The following is a 21511-nucleotide window of genomic DNA, read 5'->3' on the forward strand; positions in this document are numbered from 1 at the left end:
GGAGATCAGATGAACAGGGTGGTGCCGCTCTCGTTGGCCTCGCCCAGGAAGGTCGCGACGCCGGCGAGCTCGACCCCGTCGAGCAGGTCGGACTGCGACATGCCCAGCAGATCCATGGTCATGGTGCAGCCGAGCAGGCGGGCGCCGCCCTCCTGCGCCGACCGGATGAGCTCGGGCAGGCTCTGCACGTCGTTCTTCTTCATGACGTTCTTGATCATCGCGGTGCCCGCGCCCGCCATGTGCATCTGCGACAGCGTGAGCTTCTCCGCGCCGCGCGGCATCATCGCGCCGAACATCTTGTCCATCATCTTCTTCTCGCGCTTGGGCGGGTCGGTCTTGCGCAGCGCGTTGAGGCCCCAGAACGTGAAGAACATGGACACCTCGTCGCCCATGGCGACGGCGCCGTTCGCGATGATGAACGCCGCCAGCACCTTGTCGAGGTCGCCCGAGAAGACCACCATCGACGTCTTGTTCCTGCCGGTGGACGATGCGCCGGTCGCCACGGGCGCCACGCCCCCCTTGCGGAAGGTGCCGACAAAACCGGGCCCCTTGGGGTCGAGGCTCACCAGGGTGTGGCCGTTCTTGGCGGCCCACGCCGGACCGTCGAGCGCGAAGCCCGGGTCGGAGACGGTGACGCGGAGCTCGTCGCCGGCGTTCGCCTTCCTCATCGCGTCCGCGAGGCGCATGATCGGGCCGGGGCATGCGAGGCCTGTGCAGTCGAGCTCGGTGACCTGGCCGGTCGCGGCGGCCACCGCCGAGGCGACCGAGACCTTCTCCGCGTAGCTCTCCATCGGCGGCTGGGCCACGTACTGGTCGGCCGGGTCGTCGTGGACGTGGCCGAACGTGGTGGATCCGCCGGACAGGGTGGCGACGTCGGTGAAGCAGTGCTGGACCAGGATCCGGTGCGCGAGGTAGGAGCGGAAGCCGACGGTGCAGTAGAGGCGGATCGGCTGGTCCTTGTCGGTCCATCCCTTGATCGCCTCGCGGAATGTGGCGAGCGGCACCGACTCGGCGCCGGGCAGGTGGTGGATGCCGTACTCCTCGGGGGTGCGGACATCCACGAGCCGCGCGCCGGCGGGCAGCGGCCACTCCTCCGCGTACCAGAGGGTGAAGTCGCCGCGGATGGTGTTGGCGGCGACGAACCCGGCCATGTTGACGGGGTCCTTCGCGGAGCCGAACGGCGGCGCGTACGCGAGCTCCTGCTCCTCGAGGTCGAACACGGTGAGGCCCGCGCGCACCGCCATCGCGAACACGTCGAGGCGCTTGTCCACGCCGTCGAAGCCGCAGGCCTGCGCGCCCAGCACGCGGCCGTCGGTCGGGGAGAACAGCAGCTTGATGTGCATCATCGCGGTGCCGGGGTAGTAGCCGGCGTGGCCGGACGGGTGCACGTGCGCGACGCGGTATTCGACGCCCGCGGCGTCGAGCTGGCGCGACGTCGCGCCGGTGCCGCCGGCGACCATGTCGAACACCTTGACGATGCTGGTGCCCTGGGTCGAGCGGTACTCGGTGTCGCGGCCGCACATGTTCTCGGCGGCGACGCGCGCCTGACGGTTCGCGGGGCCGGCGAGCGGCGCGAGGTAGTGGCCGGGGAGCACCGGGTGCGCGGTCTCGACGGCGTCGCCTGCGGCGTAGATGTCCGGATCCGAGGTGCGCATGTGGGTGTCGACCTTGATGCCGCCCCGCTCGCCCAGCTCGATGCCTGCGGACTTCACCAGGTCGACCGCGGGCCTCACGCCCGCGGCGAGGATCACCAGGTCCGCCTTGAGGACGGTGCCCGAGTTGAGCTCGACGCTCACGCGGCCGTCGCCGTCCTTGTCGGCGAGCGGCTGGAACGCGGCAGCGGCGGTGGACAGGTGCAGCCCGATGCCCCGCATGCGCAGGTGCTGCTCGACGGGGGTGGCGATCTCATGGTCGACGGGCGGCAGGATCTGGTCGGACAGCTCGACCACGTCGACGCGGACGCCGCGGTGGTGGAGGTTCTCCGCCATCTCGAGGCCGATGTAGCCCGCGCCCACCACCACGGCGGTGACGGTGCCACGACGGCCGGCCTTCTGGGCGGCGATCGCCGCGTCGAGGCGGGCCTTGATGCGGTCCATGTCGCCGATCCGGCGCAGCACCTCCACGGCGGGGTGGTCGATGCCGGGCAGCGGCGGGCGGACGGCCTCGGCGCCCATGCAGAGCGCGAGCTTGTCGTAGGACTCGGTGTACTCGCGGCCGTTGTCGACCTCGCGCACGGTCACGTGCTTGGCGTCGCGGTCGATCGCGACCACCTCGGTCGCGATGCGCACGTCGATGTCGAGCGACTCGCGCAGGCTCTCCGGCGTCTGCAGCAGCAGCCGGGAGCGCTCGGAGATCACCTCGCCCACGTGGTACGGCAGCCCGCAGTTCGCGAACGAGACGTGGTGACCGCGCTCGAACACCACGATCTCCGCGGACTCGTCGAGGCGCCGCGCGCGTGCGGCGGTGGATGCTCCTGCGGCGACTCCGCCGATGACGACCAGCTTCATGAGATGCCTCCTGGGGTATCTGGCTTCTGCCATCGAAGATATCCCCCGGGGTATCCACACCTGGGGGTATCTGGTCCCGGTTCGGCGCCCTCGGGCGCCGGGGAGCGGGACGATGCGCGGGCTCGTTGGACAGGTGGCGGCACGTTCGCGCGGTGGTGACCGCCGCATCGTCCCCCGCCGGTGATTTGAAAGAATCAAAAGAAGGACGTACGCTGGCACTCATGACATCGATCGACGCGCCCGCCATGCTCCGCGAGGCGGGCCTGCGCGTCACCGAGCCGCGACGCGCCGTGCTCGAGGCGCTCGAGGGCCTGCCGCACGCCTCGGCGGACGCGGTGCACGCGCGGGTCTCGCGCCGGCTGCCCGACGTGTCGCTGCAGACCGTCTACAACGTCCTCCACGACCTCACCGGTCGCGGGATCGCGCGCTCGATCGAGCCCGGCGACCACCCCGCCCGCTACGAGCTGCGGGTGGGCGACAACCATCACCACCTGGTCTGCACGCGCTGCGGCGTGATCGCGGACGTCGACTGCGTCGTGGGCGAGGCTCCGTGCCTCACCCCCGACGACGACCACGGCTTCGCCGTCGCCGAAGCGGAGGTTACCTTCTGGGGCCTCTGCGGCGCCTGCCAGGCCGCGGAATCCCTGCCGTCCCCTGCCCACGCACGTCTCTGAACGTCCCATCCCAGTAGAGGAGCGCTCCCATGTCGGAGAAGTTCACCACCACCAACGCCGGCGCCCCCGTCGCCTCGGACCAGCACTCGCTGACCGTCGGCAACAACGGCGTGACCGCGCTGACCGACCACTACCTGGTCGAGAAGCTCGCGCAGTTCAACCGTGAGCGCGTCCCGGAGCGAGTGGTGCACGCCAAGGGCGGCGGTGCGTTCGGCACGTTCACCACCACCAACCCGGACATCGCGAAGTACACGCGCGCCGCGCTGTTCCAGGACGGCGTGCAGACCGAGATGCTCGCGCGCTTCTCCTCGGTGGCCGGCGAGCACGGCTCGCCCGACACGTGGCGCGACCCCCGCGGCTTCGCGCTGAAGTTCTACACGACCGAGGGCAACTACGACCTCGTGGGCAACAACACGCCCGTGTTCTTCATCCGCGACGGCATCAAGTTCCCCGACTTCATCCGCTCGCAGAAGCGCCTGCCCGGCTCGCACCTGCGCGACAACGACATGCAGTGGGACTTCTGGACCCTGCAGCCGGAGTCGGCTCACCAGGTGACGTGGCTCATGGGCGAGCGCGGCCTGCCCCGCTCGTGGCGCGAGATGCAGGGCTACGGCTCGCACACCTACCAGTGGATCAACGCCGAGGGCGAGCGCTTCTGGGTGAAGTACCACTTCAAGTCCCAGCAGGGCGTGCACGGCCTCACCATCGAGGAGGCGGGCCAGCTCGCCGGCTCGGACGGCGACCACCACATCCGCGACCTCTACGAGCACATCGAGGCCGGCGACTTCCCGCGCTGGGACCTGTACGTGCAGGTCATGCCGTACGAGGACGCGAAGACGTACCGCTTCAACCCGTTCGACCTCACCAAGGTGTGGCCGCACGGCGACTACCCGCTGATCCCGGTGGGCGTCATGGAGCTCAACAAGAACCCCGAGAACTACTTCGCGCAGATCGAGCAGGCGACGTTCGCGCCGTCGAACTTCGTGCCCGGCATCGGCGCCTCGCCCGACAAGATGCTGATGGCGCGCATCTTCTCCTACGCTGACGCGCACCGCTACCGCGTGGGCACCAACCACGCCGACCTTCCGGTCAACGCCCCGCACGCCGCGGACGCGAACGGCCACTCGTACGCGAAGGACGGCGCGATGCGCTACTCGTTCGCCTCGCCCTCGACCCCGGTCTACGCCCCCAACTCGCACGGCGGCGCCCACGCCGACGCCGAGCGTGCGGGCGACGCGGGCAACTGGCAGTCGGACGGCGAGCTGGTCCGCGCGGCCGCCTCGCTCCACTCCGAGGACGACGACTTCGGCCAGGCCGGCACCATGTACCGCGAGGTGTTCGACGAGGCGGGCAAGGCCCACATCCTCGAGCAGATCACGGGCCACGTGGGCGCGGTGCAGTCGGACGAGATCCGCGAGCGTGCCATCCAGTACTGGACCAACGTCGACGCGGGCCTCGGCGCGAAGCTGCGCGCCAACCTCGCAGGCGAGGCGCCCGTCGAGGCCGGCGAGCCGGGCACCGGCGTGGAGCCGGTCACCGTCTGAGGTCTCGCTTCAGCTGAACCCGAGGGCCCGGTCCCGCTCGCTGAGCGTGGCCGGGCCCTCGGCGTGGCAGGGCGTGGCAGGGTGCGGCCGGGGCCCCGGGCGCCCGCCGGCGCGAATCGCGGCGCGACACCAGGAGGAATGCCCTTCCGACGTGCCTCGGTTACCCTTGGGTAGATGCCCGCGCACCCACGCGTGGATGACAGGACCGCCTTGCGCGCGTCTGACGACAGGGAGCCTTGATGAACGCGGACGACCGCACCACCACGTCGGCCCGCGGCCTCTACGCGCCGCGCGCCGCCGAGCCGACCACCGGTCAGGTCCCCGCGCGCCGGGCGTTCATGCCGGTCGACAACGCGGCCGCCCCGGCAGCTCCCACCACCGGGTCCATCCCGCAGCGCACCGCGCTGCGCCCGCAGTCCCAGCCCGAGGGCATCCCGACCACGCAGCAGCCGCAGGCGTTCTCGCCCACCGGCGCACCCGCCGCTCCCGCGGCCCCGGCGCCCGCCTCGGACGAGCCGTCGCGCCTCGAGGGCGCCGTCGGTGCCGGCACCGCCGCGATCGGTGCGGGTGCCGCCAAGGTCAAGGGGCTCGCCGGCCGCGCCGCCGAGAGCTTCAAGGCGGGCGATGACCTGGGCACCCCCACCGCGAAGGGCGGCCCGCGCAAGGCGCGCGTGCTGCTGTCGCGGATCGACCCGTGGTCGGCGCTCAAGCTCGGCTTCCTGCTGTCGATCGCTCTCGGCATCATGTTCGTGGTCGCGGTGTTCGTGGTGTGGAACGTGGCCAACGGCATGGGCACGTTCGCGCTCATCAACGAGTGGGTCGTGAAGCTGTTCGCGCAGGACTCCGAGGTCGACATCATGCAGTTCTTCGACCGCAACAAGGTCATGAGCGCGGCGATCCTCATCTCGGTGGTCAACGTGGTGCTGCTGACGGCGCTCGCGACCATCGGCGCGTTCCTCTACAACGTGGTCTCCTCGGTGGTGGGCGGCGTCTACGTCACCCTCACCGACGACTGAACGGCCTGCTAGACGGACCCCGCCGCCGCGATTTTGTCCCACGGCGGCGGTTTGGTATCGTTTAACGCCGCGGCGCTGACGCCGCGGAAGGGGCCCATAGCTCAGGCGGTTAGAGCGCTTCGCTGATAACGAAGAGGTCGGAGGTTCAAGTCCTCCTGGGCCCACCGAGGTGAACATGAAGAATGTGCTGTTCCTCGCAGCCGCCGTCGTGGCAGGCGCGATCGCTTACGTCCTCATCACCGAGAACTCCAACCGCGACGTGTGGGACGATGTCCACTACCCGGTCCGGTGACCACCCGGTCTCACGACCACGGGGCCTTGGCGCAATTGGTAGCGCACCTGCTTTGCAAGCAGGGGGTTAGGGGTTCGAGTCCCCTAGGCTCCACTCTCGAGAAGGCCCTCGCCGGTTGCGGCGGGGGCTTTTCTGCTGGTCGGGCTGGTTCGCGGTGACACATGAGTGCACGCTGCGTCCTGGTGACACACCAGAGCACGCACACGCGGCTGTGCGAGCATCGATGTGACAGCGGGGCGCACCTGGCGCGCATCGACCGCTCCGCTGATACGCCGCACCCGATCCCCGGCCCCACTTCTGCTCCGGCGTATCACCCGGGCGCGCGGGCCCGGTGGGAGGGACGATGCGCGGGCCGGGAGGGCCTCGCGGTCCCGGGCGCGCGCGGTTACGATCGACCCATGGGTGATTTCCAACGTTGTAACGACCCCGCAGTCGACCCCGCCCCCCGCGCGTTCCCCCGCGGCGCGATCACGCTGAACGGCGGCCCCCTCGCCGCGGCCCTCGATCGCTCCATCGAGGCCGCCCTCGCCCACGACCCCGACCGCCTGCTCGCTCCCTACCGCCGCGAGGCCGGCCTCCCCGCCGTCGCGGAGAGCTACGGCGACTGGGAGTCGCGCGGTCTCGACGGGCACATCGGCGGCCACTACCTCTCCGCGCTCGCCCACCTGTATGTCGCGACCGGCCGCGAGGACATCCACGCCCGCCTGCGCCGCATGCTCGACGGCCTCCAGGAGTGCCAGGACGCGGTCGGCACCGGCTACCTCGGCGGCACCCCGCGCGGCATCGAGCTGGGCGAGGAGCTCCGCTCCGGCACCATCGAGGCCGAGCCGTTCGCGCTCAACGGCCGCTGGGTCCCGATGTACAACCTCCACAAGGTGCTCAACGGGCTCATCGACGCCTACGAGGTCGCGGACCAGCCCGACGCGCTCGCCATGGCGGAGCGCTGGGCAGCGTGGTGGCTGGGCATCTCCGCCCACCTCACCGACGCGCAGCTCGAGACCCTCCTCACCGCCGAGTTCGGCGGGATGAACGACGCGTTCTTCCGCCTCGCCGCCCTCACGGCGGACCCGGAGCTCGCGCGCAACCTCCACAAGGAGGCCCGCCGCTGGTCCCACCGCCTGCTGCTCGACCCGCTCCTCAGTCATGAGGACCGCCTCGACGGTCTCCACGCCAACACCCAGGTGCCCAAGGTGGTCGGCTACGCCCGCTCCGGCGACGAGGACCTGACCGACGCCGCCCACGCCTTCTGGGACCACGTGGTTCACGAGCGCACCGTCTCGATCGGCGGCCACGGCGTCCGCGAGCACTTCCACCCCAAGGACGACTTCCGCGCGATGGTCCTCGACCCGCTCGGCCCCGAGTCCTGCAACACCTTCAACATGCTCGCCATCACGGACCTGTTCCGCGCCACCAGCCCCGACCTCGAGCTGGTCGAGTTCGCCGAGCGCGCGATCTACAACCACGCCCTCACCGTCCAGCACCCCGACCACGGCGGCTTCGTCTACTTCTCACCCCTGCGCCCCGCGCACTACCGCGTGTACTCGAGCCACGGCGAGTCGATGTGGTGCTGCGTGGGCTCCGGCCTCGAGGGCCACAGCCGCTACGCCCGCTTCCTGTTCTCGCGCGACGGCGACAGCCCTCGCGTCGAGATCTACGAGCCCGCCACGCTCGACTGGGACGGCATCCGGCTCGAGGTCCGCGCGGACCTCGCCGCGTCCTGGCGCGTCGAGATCGACGTGACGGCCGGGGAGAGCCGCCGGCGCATCGTCCGCCTGCGCATCCCCGAGTGGACGGACGGGGCGACGGTGACCGTCGACGGCGTAGCCGCCGAGGCCCGCCCCGGCGAGCACGCGCTGGACCGGGAATGGGCGGGGACCACGCGGATCGTGCTCGACCTCCGCCCGAGCCTCGCGCTCGAGGGCCTGCCGGACGGGTCGCCGTGGGCGTCGCTGCGGTACGGGCCGTTCGTGCTCGCGCACCGCGACGGCGCGGACGCGCTCGAGGGCGCGATCGCGACGGGCGAGGGAGCGCCGCACATCGCGCTCGGCCCCAAGCGCCGCATGATCGACACCCCCGCGCTGATCGGTGAAGAGCTCGACGTGACCGCCTCGGGCACCGGCGCGACCCTCACGGCCTGGCGCCTCGACGCCGACGCCCCCGCGCGGGTGGACCTCGCGCTCGAGCCGTACCGCGACATCCACGACGAGCGCTGCACCGTCTACTTCCCCGTCGGTACCGACGCGGCAGCCGTGCGCGCGATGCTCGCCGACCTCGACGAGGCCGAGCTCGAGGACGCCGCCGTGGTGGACGTGGTCGCGCCCGGCGAGCAGCAGTCCGAGATGGACCACGCGTACGCCTCGCACGCCTCGCGCATCGAGTGGATCAACGCGCGCAGCTGGCGCATGGCCGAGGACTGGTTCTCGTACGTCCTCAAGCCCAGGGCCGCCGGCGCGCATCTGCTGAGGGTGCGCACGCTTGTCGGCAAGCCCGAGGGAGGGGACGATGCGGTGGTCCGGATCGCCGGCACCGTCGCCTCTCCCGTGCGCACCGAGGAGCGCGACCTCCCGCTCTACGGCGACGTCCTCGAGTCCGTCTACGAGGTCGAGGCCCCTCTGGACGGGCTCAAGGTGCGCTTCGAGGCCGGCCCCGGCGGCGCCACCGCCGGCGTGGTCGCGGTCGCGCTCATGACCAGGGAGTGAGCCTCACCGCGACACGGCCTCCGCGTCCTTCGCGGTGAGGCGCTGCGCGATCGCGAGCGGCACCACCGACAGCACCGCGAGGATCACGGCGATCACCGCGACCACGGGCGCCTGGTTGGGGCGGAACATGTTCTGCAGGATCCACAGCGGCAGCGTGGTGACACCAGGCCCGGCGGTGAACGTGGTGACGATGATCTCGTCGAAGCTGAGCGCGAACGCGAGCAGGCCGCCCGCGAGCAGCGCGGACTTGAGGTGGGGGAACGTCACCAGGCGGAACGTGGTGAACAGGCCGGCGCCCAGGTCCTGCGACGCCTCCTCGAGCCGCGTGCCCGAGGCGTTGAGCCGCGCGAACGCGTTGTTGTAGACGGTCACGATGCAGAAGGTCGCGTGCGCGACGATCAGCGTCCACACCCCGAGCTGCACGCCCATGAGGGTGCGGAACGCGTTGTTGAGCGCGATGCCGGTGACGATTCCCGGCAGCGCGATCGGCAGCACGATCAGCAGGTTCACCGACTCCTTGCCGAAGAACCGGTAGCGCGACAGCGCCATCGCGGCGAGCGTGCCGAGCACCAGCGCGATCAGCGAGGACGCGATCGCGACCAGCACGGACATCCCGAGCGCCTGGAACGCGCCCTCGGACTGCAGCGCCTTGCCCCACCACTCGAGCGTGAAGCCCGGCGGCGGCCAGGACAGCGTCTCGGAGGTGCTGATCGAGTTGAGGAACACCACGCCGAGCGGCAGGTAGATGAGCCCGAGCACCACCACCGTGATGGTGCCGAGGACGTAGCGGGCGACGCGGCCGATCTGCATCAGAGGCTCCTGAGGGCGCCGGTCCGGCGGACCGCGGCGAGGTAGAGAAGGATGATCCCGATCGGGATGAGGGAGATCGCGGCGGCGAGCGGCAGATTGTTGGCCGCGCCCACGTTCGTGTAGACCAGGTTGCCCAGCATCTGGGTGGTGCCGCCCACGATCCCGGTGGTGATGTAATCCCCCAGGCTGAGCGAGAACGCGAAGATCGACCCGGCGATGATGGCGGGCCGGATCATCGGCAGCACCACGGCGACCAGGGTGGTCCAGCCCTTCGCGCCCAGGTCCGCGGACGCCTCGAGCAGGCGGTCGGGCACGCGGTCGAAGCCGGCGTAGATGGGCATGATCACGTACGGCAGCCACAGGTAGGACAGCGTGAGCACCACGCCGACGATCCCGTAGCCCGGGGTATCGAGCCCGAACGGCGACACCGCCCACTCGATCAGACCCTCGGAGGACAGCAGCGCGCGCCACGCGTAGACCTTGACCAGGTAGGACGCCCACAGCGGGGCGAGCACCGCGATCACCAGCAGGTGGCGCATGCGCGGCCGCGCGATCTTGGCCATGAAGAACGCGACCGGCACGGCCACGATGATGTCGATGACGGTCACCAGGATCGCGATGCCCAGCGTGCGCAGCGTCACCGTCCGGTACAGCGCCCCGGTGAGGACCTCGACCACGTTCTCGGTGGTCCACTCGATCTGCACCTGCCCGGTGAGCTCGTCGACGGTCCAGAACGCGGTGACCAGCAGCGCGGCCAGCGCGACCACGTAGACCAGGCCGAGCCAGAGCACGGGCGGGGTGAGCAGGCCCGCGAGCTGCAGGCGGCGGCGGGGTGCCAGGAAGGCGGAGACGCTGCGTGTGGTCATGATTCCTTCGGGGGACGATGCGGGGGCCCGGCCGCGCGGCCGGGTGAGGGTGGCGCGGGGGGACGACGCGCATCGTCCCCCCGCACCAGGGCGTCAGCCCTTGATCTCCTGCCAGGCCTTGGTCCACTCGGAGTAGTCGACGCACTCGACGTCGGTGCGGCCGTCGACGCACTCGCTCAGGGGCGTGGTCCAGTACCAGATCTGCTCCGCGTACTCGGCGTCACCGGCGTGGTACGCCTCGCAGTCGTCGCGGAAGTCGCAGGCCGCCTGCGAGGACGGCGCCTCGCCGAAGTAGGCGGTGGCCTGCGCGTTGGCCTCGGGGCTCGCGATGTAGTCGAGCCACGCGTACGCGCAGTTCGGGGCCTCGGACTCGGAGGCGATCATCCAGGTGTCGGACCAGCCGGTCGCACCCTCCTCGGGGAGCACCACCTCGGTGTTGCCCGACGTGATGGAGTTCTGGATGACCTGCCAGGTGGTGCCGACCACGGAGTCGCCGGTCTCGAAGGCCTGGATCTCCTTGAGGTAGTCGGACCAGTACTCGCCCACGGACTCGCGCTGGGTCTTGAGGAGCTCGACGGCGGCGTCGAACTGCTCCTGGTCGAGCGCGTACGGGTTCTCGATGCCCAGGTCCGGGTTGTGCGTCATGAGGTACACGGCGGCGTCGGCGATGTAGATGGGCGAGTCGTACGCCGTGACCTTGCCCGAGTAGTCGGCCGCCTTGTCGAACACCACGTCCCAGCTGGTGGGGGCCGGGGTGACCTCGTCCGTGTTGTACATGAGGAGGTTCGCGCCGTAGCCGTGCGGGACGCCGTAGCTCTGGCCGTCGACGGAGTTCCACTCCTTGTCCTTGAGGAAGTCGAAGATGCCGTCGTAGTTCTCGAGCAGGTCGGTGTTGACGGCGGAGACCAGGTCGCCGGCGATGAGGCGGAGCGTGAGGTCGCCCGAGGCGGCCACCACGTCGTAGCCGCCGTTCTGCATGAGCTGGTAGGCCTCGTCGGAGGTGCCGTAGGTCTTGGAGGTGACCATGCAGCCGGTGGACTCCTCGAACGCGGAGACCCAGTCGACCGACGGGTCGTTGCTGCCGTCCTCGACGTAGCCGGGCCACGCCAGGATGGAGACGGTGCCCTCGATGGCGCCGAGCGAGGCGGCGGCCTCGGAGCCGGAGCCCGAGTCGCTGGTGCCGCACGCGGCGAGTGAGGCGACCGCTGCGGTCGCGATGCCGGCCCGGAGGGCCGTGCGGGTCGGGGACTTCGACACGGGAACTTCCTTTCGTTGGGTGGTGCGGTGGTGCGGGTGACTCAGGCCGCGTCGGGCTCCGCCTCGAGCGGCGCCGCGGCGGCGGGCTCGACGGAGACGGTGACGCGGTCGCCGCGGGAGCGGCTGTTCTGGGCGCCCGTGTTGGGCTCCAAGGCGGTGATGCGGGCCCCCAGGCCGTCGAGGTCGACGACGATCCGGTGCTCGGGGCCCGTGTAGATGACCTCGGCGATGGTGCCGGGCACGCCGCCGGGTGCGTCGAGCGTGACCCGCTCGGGGCGCACGGCCATCGCCTGCGAGCCGAGGCCGAGCGCGGCGGACACCTGGGGCTCGAGCAGCGTCGACGAGCCCACGAAGGAGGCGATGAAGCGGTTGCGCGGGTGGTCGTAGACGTCGCGCGGGGTGCCCAGCTGCACCACCTCGCCCGCGTCGAACACGGCCACGCGGTCGCTCAGCGTGAGCGCCTCGTCCTGGTCGTGCGTGACGAACACGAACGTGATGCCGAGCTCGCGCTGCAGCTCCTTGAGCTCGACCTGCATCTGCTCGCGCAGCTTGAGGTCGAGCGCGCCCAGCGGCTCGTCGAGCAGCAGCGCCTGCGGGCGCAGCACGATCGCGCGGGCCAGCGCCACGCGCTGACGCTGGCCGCCGGAGAGCTCGTGCGGGCGGCGGTCCTCGAAGCCGGCGAGGCGCACCTGGCCCAGCGCCTCCTCCGCGCGGGCGCGCCGCTCCCTGCGTCCCACGCCCGCGACGCGCAGCCCGTACTCGACGTTCGCGATGACGCTGAGGTGGGGGAACAGGGCGTAGTCCTGGAACACCGTGTTGACCGGGCGCGCGAAGGGGGCGAGCGCGGTGACGTCCGTGCCGAACAGCGCGACGGAGCCGCGGGTGGGCTGCTCGAAGCCGGCGATGCAGCGCAGCACCGTGGTCTTGCCCGAGCCCGACGGGCCGAGCATCGAGAAGAACTCCCCCGCCTCGATGTCGAGGTCGAGGTCGGCCACGGCGACGGTGTCGCCGTAGCGCTTGTGCAGGCCGCGGAGGCGGATGGCTGAATCCATGCGGGCTATTCATCTACTTCCAGATGTCTTTTTCAAGACCCCGGATGTAACAACTCGATTAAATCTCTGGAGCCAGACCTTTGCGTCGGGGCGCCGGGGCGCGACAATGGCCGCCACGGGAGGGAGCGTGATGGGCATGTCCTGGGGTCCGGGCGCCGCGGCGGCGCGCTCGGCGACGCATGCGGCGATCTTCGCGCCGCTCGCTCCCGCGGGCCGCGCGGACGCCGTGGCGCAGCGCCTCGCCGACGCGATCCAGCTGGGTCTCCTCGAGCAGGGCGAACGCCTGCCCACCGAGCAGGAGCTGGGACGCCAGTTCGGCGTCGCGACCGTCACCGCGCGCGAGGCGCTCGAGACGCTGCGCTCCGCCGGCCTGATCGAGACGCGCCGCGGGCGCGCGGGCGGCAGCTTCGTGTGCGGCAGCGGGGACGATGCGCGGGTCGCCATGGTCGCGCGCCTCACCGCGATGTCGCGGGTCGAGCTGCGCGACAAGGCGCTCATCTACGGGCTGGTGGCCGCCGGCGCGGCCGAGCGCGCCGCGCTGTTCGCCACTTCCGACGAGCTCGACTCCCTCGCGCTCCTGGTGGAGCACGGCGTCAACGCCAGCGGCGCCGCCGCGAGGCGTGCGGAGAACGGGATCCGCCTCGAGGTCGCCGCGCTGTCGCGGTCCGCGAGGCTCGTGGCCGAGCAGGTGCGACTCCAGGCCGAGTTCGGGCCGCTGCTGTGGATCGCGCTGCACGAGCGTGCCGTGGTCGCCGGCAACGCTGCCCGTCACCGGCGGCTGGTCGAGGCGATCGGCTCCGAGAGCCCCGAGCAGGCGCGGGCCGTGGTGGTCGAGCAGGTGGGCTGGCTCACCGACCGGCTGCTCGCGATCCGTGAGACGGTGGAGCGATGATCGCGGAGGCCATCCTCGAGATGGCGGACGTGCTGGGCGCCTCGCTTGCGCCCGTGTTCGCCCAGGTATCCGACTGGCGCGATCGCCTCGAGGGCGTGCTCGCCGGGGGATCGGCGCAGGCGGGCGACGTGGACGAGGCGGTCGAGTGGCTGGTCGCGCCGTCGCTGGCCGACTCGGGTCCCGCGATCGGCGCCGGCTTCGTCGCCGCGCCCGGCTTCCTCGAGGACGCGCCGTGGCACCTCGCGTGGTGGGTCAGCGCGGCCAACGGCGTGGGGCTCGCGGGGCGCGAGGGGACGCTGCGCCGCCTGGTGTCCATCGAGGACCCGCTCGACGAGTCCTTCCACGACTACACGCGCCTCGAATGGTGGCGCGGCGCCATCGACGGGCGCGACGCCTACCTGGCGGGGCCGTACATCGACTACCTCTGCACCGACGAGCTCACGCTCACGCTCACCATGCCCGTGCAGGTCGACGGCCGCGTCGCCGGCGTGGTGGGGGCGGACCTCTCGGTGGCGGGGCTGGAGCTCCTCACCGACGGGGTGATCGGCGCCGCCTCCGTGCCCGCAATCCTCGGCACGGCCGCGGGGCGCGTGGTCGCCGCCACCGATGCGGCGGTCGAGCCGGGCACGCCCGCGCGAAGGCTCGGGCTCTCATGCGAGTGGCATCCCGTCCCGGGGTGCCGCGGCACGCTCAAGGTCGCCCGCGCGGCGTAAGCCTGCGCGCCGGCGGCGACGTGCTGTTGATGCGCCGGTGCATGGTGCTGATCAGCTCGCGGGGTGCACTGCGCTCCGGTGACACATCAGTGCACGCTACGTCCTGGTGACACAGTGACGCTCGCACACGCGGCTGTGCGCGCACTGGTGTGACGGCCTGGCGCAGCGTGCACTCATGCGACGCGTTCCGTTGATACGCCGGTGCAGAAGTCGAGCCCCCATTGGGTACCCGTGTATCAGCGGAGCGCGGGAGCGTCCGGCAGCGCCTTTCAGCCGCTCAGTGAGAGCAACGCCTCAGTGCGAGCAGCCGCAGGCCCCGCCGCCACCGCAGCCGCCGCCGCCCGACTTGGGCGCGCGCTCGGGACGGGCCTGGGCGCCCTCGAGGGTGTAGCCCTCGTCGTGGATCGCGGCGTCGGCGTCGAACGCGAAGTCCTCGGCGCTGGTGCCTGCCTCGAGCAGCACCACCGCGCGGCCGGTGGCGTGGTCCACCGAGGCGGACTTCACGCCGGCGAGCCCGGTGAGGGCCTTCTCGACGGAGGACGAGCAGCCGTCGCACGTCATGCCGGACACGGCGAGCTCGACAACGGTCCCGGGAACGTGGGTCATGATCTCCATGCCACCGAGCGTAGACATTCCAGTCGAGGGGAGGGTCAACCCTTGGTCCCGGGTGCGACGGCGGCGGGCCGGTCCGCGACCTCCCGCGTTCGCAGCAGCGTGCGCACCGTGAGGCCCGCGACCAGCGCCCAGAACGCGGAGCCGATCCCCGCGATGCTTGCGCCGCTCGCCGCGAGCACGAACGCCACCGCGGCGGGCAGCCTCTCCTCGACGGGGGTGAAGGCGCCCGCGAGGGAGGCGGCGAGCGTGGGCAGCAGCGCGAGCCCCGCGACCACGGCGAGGATCTCCGTGGTCCCCGCCTGCGCGAGGGCCACCAGCGTGGCGCCGGTCGCGGCGAGCACCAGGTAGGAAGCGCCCGCGGCGAACGCGGCGATCCAGCGCCGGCCGGGGTCGGGCTCGGCCTCGGGGGAGGCGGGCAGCGCGGCGGTGATCGCGGCCAGGTTGATCGCGTGGCCGCCCGCCGCCGCCCCGAGCGCGGTGCCCGCCCCCGTGGCGAGCATCGTCCCCCGCCAGGGGATGCGGAAGCCGGCGCTCGCGAGCACCGCGACCCCGGGGACGTTCTGCGACGCCATGGTGACCACCGTGAGCGGCAGCGCGATGCCGGCCGCGGCGACCCACGTGAATGCGGGCGCGGTGAGGGTGAGCGAGGGCGCGGTGACGGCGTCGACCGCTCCGGTCCCCGCCTGCAGCGCGATCACCGCGAGGCCCGCGGCGAACGCGACGGGGGTGGCCCACCGCGGCGCGAAGCGCTGGAGCGCGAGCCACACCGCGATCACCGGCGCAACCCAGGCGGGCGAGGCCGCGAGCCCGGTCACCGGCGCGAGGCAGAGCGGCACCAGCACCCCGGCCAGCATCCCCTGCGCGAGGGGCGCGGGGATCGCGGCGACCAGGCGACCCAGCCGCGGCCACAGCCCCACGGCGGCGATGAGCACGCCGGTGAGCATGAACGCGCCCACCGCCGCCGGCCAGCCGAGCGACGCCTGGGTCGCGAGCAGCGCCGCGCCCGGCGTGGACCACGCGAGCGTGATGGGCAGGCGATGGCGCCACGCGAGCAGCATGGTGCCGGCGCCCACGGTGAGGCAGAGGGCGACCAGGCCGGACGATGCCTGGGCCGGGTCCGCGCCCGCCGCCGTCAGTCCCGCGATGAGCACCGCGACGGAGCTGGTGAAGCCCACGAGCGCGGTGGTCACCCCGACGGAGACCGGCCGAAGCCACGACTGTTCCATGAACAGAACGCTAGCACCGGTGTTCCGTTCATGGAACGGGTGCGTATGCTCGGGGCGTGGAGACCGAGGAGCTCGCCCGCACCGTCGGGGCGCGCGTGCGCGCCGCCCGAGGCGAGCGGGGCATGAGCCTGGGCGCGCTCGCCCGCGCGTCGGGAGTGGGCAAGGGCTCGCTGTCGGAGATCGAGCGCGGGACGCGCAACCCGAACCTCTCGACGCTGTACGCGCTCGCGGGCGCGCTCGGCATCCCGCTCGCGACGCTGCTCGCGGAGGGCGTGGGCGCGGAGGCGGCCGCGGACGGGATAGTCGCCCGGCTGCTCGACGTCGAGCGCCGCGAGGGCGCGGTGGTCGAGGTCTACCGGCTCGAGCTCGCAGGCGGCGTCGAGCACCGTTCGGGTGCCCACGGAGACGGCGTGATCGAGCGCCTGCTGGTGCTGAGCGGTTCAGTCACCGCGGGCCCCGCGGCGTCGCCTTCGACGGCGCGCGAGGGCGAGCTGCTCACCTGGGTGAGCGACGTCGAGCACACCTACCTCGCGGAGCCGCCCGGCGCGACCGCGCTGCTCACGGTCACCACCCCGCGCCGCTGAGGAGAGCGCCGCCGGAGACGCGACGAGGGGCCCGCCGTCCGGCAGGCCCCTCGTCGCGTCCGACCGCTACTTGTCGTCGTTCTTGACGTCCTCGACGGCGTCCTCCCAGACGTCCTCGGCGTCGTCGATGGTGGAGACCACCTCTTCGGTCGCGCGCGCGCGGGCCTCGTCGGCGGCCTCCTTGACCTTCTTGGCCTCGCTGATCGCGGTGTCCTTGACCTTGGTGAAGGCCGGGCCGGCGACGTCGGCGACCTTCTTGGCCTCCGTCACCGCGGTGTCGCGGATCTGCTCGGCGGCGGGGCCGGCGGCCTCGCGCACCTTCTCGTACGTGGGGCCGGCCTTGTCGTTGATGACCTCGGCGGCGGCGCTCGCGGCGGCCGTGGCGGCGTCAGCGGCCTTGCGCGCGGCGTCGGCGGCGGCGTCGACGGCCTTGTTCACGCCGCGGCGCAGGTTGTCCTTGAAGTCGTCCTCGGACGCGAACTCCCACTCCTCGTCCTCGCCGGCCCACGGGTCGCGGCCCTGGTCGCGCCGCGCCCACACCACGATCGCGGCGCCCGCCGCCGCAGCGAGGGCCAGCGGCACCAGGACCCGGCCCCACGAACGGCCGCCCTTCTCGTCCTCGGTGCGCGCGGCATCGTCCACCGCGGCCAGCACCGCGGGGATCGCGGCGCCCACGATCGCGGCGTGCGCGACGTCCACCCACTGCTCGGCGGTGTCGCCCGCCTTGTGCACGTAGGGCGAGGCCTTCTTCGCGCCCTTGTGATACGCCTCCTTGGCGCGGGGGGCGGCCCACTCCTTGGCGTGCTCGTACTGCGGCTCGGCCCACTCCTTCGCGCGCTTGGCGGCCTTCCGGGCGGCGATGGACGCCTCGCGGGCCGCCACACGCGCCTGCTGTGCCGCGTCTGCCGCCTGGTCGCGCGCCTTGTCGGCGTCGAAGCCCTGGAAAGAAACCTTGCTCATGCTGCGCTCCTCCTGGTTCGTGGGGACTTGGCCCTCGTACACCGGCAACGCGCCTATGCCCGAGTCCGTTCCGTCCATCGTGCCACTTGCGGCGCGCGGTGGCGAGGGCCATGGAACAATGGCGACCATGATCGCAACCCTTCAGACCACCGCCGGGGACATCCGTATCGAGCTGTTCCCCAACCACGCTCCCGTCACCGTGAAGAACTTCGTGGGCCTCGCCACCGGCGAGAAGGAGTGGAAGAACCCCGCGACCGGCGAGAAGTCCAACGACCCGTTCTACGACGGCCTCGTGTTCCACCGCGTCATCTCCGGCTTCATGATCCAGGGCGGCTGCCCGCTCGGCACCGGCACCGGCGGCCCGGGCTACAACTTCGACGACGAGATCCACCCGGAGCTCCAGTTCAACGAGCCCTACCTTCTCGCCATGGCGAACGCCGGCCAGCGCCTCAACCCCATCACCGGCCGCCCCGGCGGCACCAACGGCTCGCAGTTCTTCATCACCGTGGACCGCCCGAGCTGGCTCAACGGCAAGCACACCATCTTCGGCAAGGTCGCCGACGACGAGTCGCGCGCGGTGGTCGACGCCATCGCCGCCGCCCCCACCGATGGCCGTGACCGTCCCCTCGAGGACGTCATGATCACCGGCGTCTCGATCTCCGAGTAACACCGCATGACCCAGGATCCGGGTGCCGCTGCGCCCACGTGCCCGCGGCACCCGGACCGGGTGTCCTACGTCCGCTGCCAGCGCTGCGGGCGTCCCGCCTGCCCCGAGTGCCAGCGCCCGGCCGCGGTAGGCATCCAGTGCGTCGACTGCGTGCGCGAGGCCAAGGCCACCGCGCGCCCCATGGTCAACCGCCTGGGGTTCGTCAGCGCCATGGGTACGCCCGTGGTCACGTACACGCTCGTGGGCCTCAACGTGCTTGCTTACCTCTACGGCACCTTCGTCATGGGCGCGCAGACGTGGCAGGACGCGTGGGGCCTGTGGACCGGCGTGGGTCCCGTCGAGGCCGCCATGTACTCGAACGTCGGCACCGAGTGGTACCGCTGGGTGAGCTCCGGGTTCGTGCACTTCAACCTGCTGCACATCGCGATGAACATGCTGGTGCTGGTGCAGTTCGGCACGCAGCTCGAGCCCATCCTGGGTCGCCTGCGGTTCCTGGGCCTCTACATGGCGTCGCTGCTGGGCGGCTCGCTCGCCGCGGTGCTGATCTCCCCCGAGATCGCGCTCCACGGGGGCGCGTCCGGTGCCATCTTCGGCCTCATCACCGGCTACGCGGTGGTGCTCGCCAAGCTCAAGCTGGACTACCGCTCGCTGCTCACCACCGCCGGCATCTGGCTGGCGATCGGCTTCCTGCCCGGCATGAACATCTCCTGGCAGGGGCACCTAGGCGGCGCCGTCGTCGGCGCGCTCACCATGCTCGCGATGCTGCGCTGGGTGGACCGCAAGCCCGCCTGAGGCTCACGGTCCCGTCCCACGGCCCTTCCGCATCTTCGCGGGAGGGCCGTCGGCGTTGTGAGGGACGATGCGCGGGCCGGGTCGCACGATGGGCGTCACCCGCCGTCGGGGTCGCCGCCCGAGAGGCCCCGGGCGGGGCGGGCCCACCCGGCCGCCGCATCGTCCACCGTGGTCCACCCACAGGCGCCGCCCGTTTTTCTCCACAGACCGGATCTGTGGACAAGTACGGCACGATCCCCCGATTTCCCCACACTCATCCACAGGTGTGAATGACATCCGTGTAGTTATCCCCACCGTTGTGCACAGTTCGGGGATAACTACACCGGTGTGGTTTCTCCACCGCTGTGGACGGATGTGGGGATAACTACACGGGTGTGATTCAGCGCCAGCGCGTGAGCAGGACCATGCCCGCGGCCATGAACACGAAGCCCACGCCCAGGTTCCAGTCGCCGATCCCGGGGATCGGGTAGTTCGCCTTGGTCACGTAGTAGACGACGATCCAGGTGGGGCCCAGGATCAGCAGGGTGAGCGCCGTGGGCAGGAGCCACTTGGGATTGTCGCTCTGAGCCTTGCCCAGGTTGCGGGGGGCCTTGTAGACCTGCTGGCCGTTGGTGTCGCGCTTCTTCGAGAGTGCCACTGTCTGCTCCGTGCATCCTTCGCCCGCGCACGCGCGCGGGGTGTGCGCCCAGGGTACCGAGTGGGGGTGCCCGAGCGGGATTCCCGCTGGTGCGGGGCTCCCGTAGGCTGGTCCATCATGTCGGCTCCCGCGCAGGTCCCCACCGAGCCCGGCGCCGCGCGCGGCCGTCGCGCGGGCGTGGGCGCGCGCCTGGTGTCGCTGCTCGGGGAGCTCCTCATCATCGCGGGCGCCGTGATCGGGCTGTACGTGGTGTGGCAGCTGTTCTACACGGACGTCATCGCGGGCAAGGAGCAGGAGCAGGTGCTCGAGACGCTCGACTGGGCGTACACGGAGCCCGTCACGGCCGGTAGCGCCGCGCCCGAGGGGCCCGAGGTGATCCCCGTGGGCGCGCAGATGCCGCCGGAGAGCGCGCCCGTGATGGAGGAGCCGGAGTTCACCACCACCTTCGCCACGTTCTACGTGCCGCGCTGGGGCACCGACTACGTCAAGCCGATCTCCGAGGGCGTGACCCGCACCGAGGTGCTCGACGTGCTCGGGATCGGGCACTACCCGGGGACGGGCATGCCCGGCGCGCTCGGCAACTTCGCGATCTCGGCGCACCGGACCACGTACGCGAAGCCGTTCCACCGCATCGCGGAGCTGGAGAAGGGCGACGCGCTCGTGGTGCAGACCGAGGAGGCCTGGTACGTCTACCGGGTCACCGACCATCTGATCGTCTACCCGGACCAGGTCGAGGTGATCGCGCCCAAGCCCGGCGACCTCGACGCCGCGCCCGACGGGCGCTACATCACGCTCACGTCCTGCCACCCGATGTACTCCGCCGCCGAGCGCTACGTGGTGCACGGCGAGCTCGAGTACTGGGCGCCCACCGGCATCGGCGTGCCGGCCGAGATCCTCGAGGAGATCCCGCAGCCATGATCTTCCCGTTCGTGTGGCGCGTGCTGCCCGGCCCCAGGTGGGTCAAGGTGATCCTGCTGCTGTTGCTCCTCGCCGCCGTGGTGGCGGTGCTCTTCCAATGGGTGTACCCGTGGTTCTCGGTCACCTTCGATATCCAGGACCAGAATGTGGAGACCGCGCCATGACCCGGATCCTCGTCGTCGACAACTACGACTCGTTCGTCTACACGATCGTCGGCTACCTGCGCCAGATGGGCGCCGAGACGGTGGTGGTGAGGAACGATGCGGTGGCCGCCGCGGGCGACGTGACCGGCTACGACGGGGTGCTGATCTCCCCTGGGCCCGGCACGCCGGCCGAGGCCGGCGCCTCGATGGACGTCATCCGCCAATGCGCGGACGCCGGGGTGCCCATGCTGGGCATCTGCCTGGGCCACCAGGCGCTCGCGGAGGTCTACGGCGGCGTGGTCTCGCACGCACCCGAGCTGATGCACGGCAAGACCTCCGCCGTCACGCACTCGGGCGACTCCGTGCTGGTCGGGCTGCCGTCGCCGTTCACCGCGACGCGCTACCACTCGCTCGCGGTCGAGAACCCGACCGTGCCCGAGGAGCTCGAGGTGACCGCCTCGACCGCGAACGGCATCATCATGGGGCTCCAGCACCGGTCGCTTCCGCTGCACGGCGTGCAGTTCCACCCGGAGTCCGTGCTCACGGAGGGCGGACACCGCCTGCTCGCCAACTGGCTCGAGGTGTGCGGCATGCCCGACGCCGAGGGCCGGTCGGCGGGGCTGAGCCCGCTCGTGCGGCGGTAGGGG

At 71.5% G+C, this 21511-nt stretch carries 21 protein-coding genes and 2 tRNA genes; 14 read left to right on the forward strand and 9 right to left on the reverse strand.

All coding sequences use genetic code 11. The features are described 5' to 3' along the window. Window positions 1-5: 5 nt before the first annotated feature. Window positions 6-2507, reverse strand: a complete 2502-nt coding sequence (locus AOM05_RS02795; RefSeq protein ID WP_062519238.1) for an FAD-dependent oxidoreductase — start codon at window positions 2505-2507, stop codon at window positions 6-8. A 221-nt stretch (window positions 2508-2728) separates the two neighbouring features. On the opposite strand from AOM05_RS02795, the gene AOM05_RS02800 reads away from it, so the two are divergent. From AOM05_RS02800 to AOM05_RS02825, 6 genes are all read left to right on the forward strand, one after another. Beyond that, complete coding sequence (locus AOM05_RS02800; protein ID WP_062519240.1) at window positions 2729-3181, forward strand: Fur family transcriptional regulator; 453 nt, start codon at window positions 2729-2731, stop codon at window positions 3179-3181. A gap of 29 nt (window positions 3182-3210) precedes the next feature. Further along, window positions 3211-4725 carry a catalase gene (locus tag AOM05_RS02805; RefSeq protein ID WP_062519241.1) on the forward strand — a complete coding sequence of 505 codons (1515 nt, stop codon included), beginning with the start codon at window positions 3211-3213 and terminating at the stop codon, window positions 4723-4725. Between the two features lie 239 nt (window positions 4726-4964). Further along, entirely contained in the window at window positions 4965-5741 is a 777-nt protein-coding gene (locus tag AOM05_RS14545; protein WP_228373184.1) for a DUF3566 domain-containing protein, read from the forward strand. 90 nt (window positions 5742-5831) lie between these two features. Further along, window positions 5832-5905 (forward strand) — tRNA-Ile (locus tag AOM05_RS02815). Between the two features lie 148 nt (window positions 5906-6053). After that, a tRNA-Ala gene (locus tag AOM05_RS02820) sits at window positions 6054-6126 on the forward strand. A gap of 305 nt (window positions 6127-6431) precedes the next feature. After that, window positions 6432-8732: a beta-L-arabinofuranosidase domain-containing protein gene (locus tag AOM05_RS02825; protein ID WP_062519242.1), complete on the forward strand. Its 2301-nt coding sequence runs from the start codon at window positions 6432-6434 to the stop codon at window positions 8730-8732. A gap of 3 nt (window positions 8733-8735) precedes the next feature. On the opposite strand, the gene AOM05_RS02830 is transcribed toward AOM05_RS02825, so the two are convergent. The 4 genes from AOM05_RS02830 to AOM05_RS02845 form a co-directional block, all read right to left on the reverse strand. Beyond that, entirely contained in the window at window positions 8736-9542 is an 807-nt protein-coding gene (locus AOM05_RS02830) for an ABC transporter permease (RefSeq protein ID WP_062519244.1), read from the reverse strand. Further along, window positions 9542-10408 (reverse strand): ABC transporter permease, encoded by an 867-nt coding sequence (locus tag AOM05_RS02835; protein ID WP_062519246.1) that lies wholly within the window; start codon window positions 10406-10408, stop codon window positions 9542-9544. The genes AOM05_RS02830 and AOM05_RS02835 overlap by 1 nt, the downstream gene beginning before the upstream one ends. A gap of 93 nt (window positions 10409-10501) precedes the next feature. Further along, a complete protein-coding gene (locus AOM05_RS02840; protein WP_062519248.1) occupies window positions 10502-11665 on the reverse strand; it encodes an extracellular solute-binding protein in 1164 nt (387 codons plus the stop codon). Window positions 11666-11706: 41 nt separating this feature from the next. Continuing rightward, window positions 11707-12717, reverse strand: coding sequence for an ABC transporter ATP-binding protein (locus tag AOM05_RS02845; protein WP_062519250.1), 1011 nt, complete (start codon window positions 12715-12717; stop codon window positions 11707-11709). Between the two features lie 136 nt (window positions 12718-12853). Between AOM05_RS02845 and AOM05_RS02850 the strand changes: the two genes are divergently transcribed. Together AOM05_RS02850 and AOM05_RS02855 are read left to right on the forward strand one after the other, a co-directional pair. Beyond that, entirely contained in the window at window positions 12854-13609 is a 756-nt protein-coding gene (locus AOM05_RS02850) for a FadR/GntR family transcriptional regulator (protein WP_169746710.1), read from the forward strand. Then, window positions 13606-14322, forward strand: a complete 717-nt coding sequence (locus AOM05_RS02855; RefSeq protein WP_062519253.1) for a cache domain-containing protein — start codon at window positions 13606-13608, stop codon at window positions 14320-14322. Before AOM05_RS02850 ends, AOM05_RS02855 begins: the two co-directional genes overlap by 4 nt. A gap of 294 nt (window positions 14323-14616) precedes the next feature. On the opposite strand, the gene AOM05_RS02860 is transcribed toward AOM05_RS02855, so the two are convergent. Continuing rightward, window positions 14617-14937 (reverse strand): heavy-metal-associated domain-containing protein, encoded by a 321-nt coding sequence (locus AOM05_RS02860; protein WP_062519254.1) that lies wholly within the window; start codon window positions 14935-14937, stop codon window positions 14617-14619. 35 nt (window positions 14938-14972) lie between these two features. Next, a complete protein-coding gene (locus AOM05_RS02865) occupies window positions 14973-16163 on the reverse strand; it encodes a benzoate/H(+) symporter BenE family transporter (RefSeq protein ID WP_062519256.1) in 1191 nt (396 codons plus the stop codon). A gap of 56 nt (window positions 16164-16219) precedes the next feature. Between AOM05_RS02865 and AOM05_RS02870 the strand changes: the two genes are divergently transcribed. Beyond that, on the forward strand, window positions 16220-16747 hold the full coding sequence (locus AOM05_RS02870; RefSeq protein ID WP_062519257.1) for a helix-turn-helix domain-containing protein: 528 nt from the start codon (window positions 16220-16222) through the stop codon (window positions 16745-16747). A gap of 66 nt (window positions 16748-16813) precedes the next feature. Here AOM05_RS02870 and AOM05_RS02875 read toward each other — a convergent pair whose 3' ends face one another. Then, window positions 16814-17707, reverse strand: a complete 894-nt coding sequence (locus tag AOM05_RS02875; protein WP_062519258.1) for a hypothetical protein — start codon at window positions 17705-17707, stop codon at window positions 16814-16816. 127 nt (window positions 17708-17834) lie between these two features. Between AOM05_RS02875 and AOM05_RS02880 the strand changes: the two genes are divergently transcribed. Together AOM05_RS02880 and AOM05_RS02885 are read left to right on the forward strand one after the other, a co-directional pair. Then, on the forward strand, window positions 17835-18374 hold the full coding sequence (locus AOM05_RS02880; protein WP_062519260.1) for a peptidylprolyl isomerase: 540 nt from the start codon (window positions 17835-17837) through the stop codon (window positions 18372-18374). A 6-nt stretch (window positions 18375-18380) separates the two neighbouring features. Next, window positions 18381-19166 (forward strand): rhomboid family intramembrane serine protease, encoded by a 786-nt coding sequence (locus AOM05_RS02885; protein ID WP_082097207.1) that lies wholly within the window; start codon window positions 18381-18383, stop codon window positions 19164-19166. A gap of 379 nt (window positions 19167-19545) precedes the next feature. Here the strand turns inward: AOM05_RS02885 and AOM05_RS02890 are convergent, their stop codons facing one another. Next, on the reverse strand, window positions 19546-19803 hold the full coding sequence (locus AOM05_RS02890) for a cell division protein CrgA (protein WP_082097208.1): 258 nt from the start codon (window positions 19801-19803) through the stop codon (window positions 19546-19548). Window positions 19804-19920: 117 nt separating this feature from the next. Here AOM05_RS02890 and AOM05_RS02895 point away from each other — a divergent pair, with 117 nt between their 5' ends. Genes AOM05_RS02895 through AOM05_RS02900 form a run of 3 tightly spaced genes read left to right on the forward strand, consistent with a single transcriptional unit; the run spans window position 19921 to window position 21508 of the window. Continuing rightward, window positions 19921-20721: a class E sortase gene (locus tag AOM05_RS02895; protein WP_062519263.1), complete on the forward strand. Its 801-nt coding sequence runs from the start codon at window positions 19921-19923 to the stop codon at window positions 20719-20721. Then, window positions 20718-20885, forward strand: coding sequence for a hypothetical protein (locus AOM05_RS14130; protein WP_156165005.1), 168 nt, complete (start codon window positions 20718-20720; stop codon window positions 20883-20885). The genes AOM05_RS02895 and AOM05_RS14130 overlap by 4 nt, the downstream gene beginning before the upstream one ends. Beyond that, window positions 20882-21508, forward strand: a complete 627-nt coding sequence (locus AOM05_RS02900; RefSeq protein WP_062519266.1) for an aminodeoxychorismate/anthranilate synthase component II — start codon at window positions 20882-20884, stop codon at window positions 21506-21508. The genes AOM05_RS14130 and AOM05_RS02900 overlap by 4 nt, the downstream gene beginning before the upstream one ends. Window positions 21509-21511 lie beyond the last annotated feature (3 nt).

This window comes from Demequina silvatica, from assembly GCF_000971215.1.
GTDB lineage: Bacteria > Actinomycetota > Actinomycetes > Actinomycetales > Demequinaceae > Demequina > Demequina silvatica.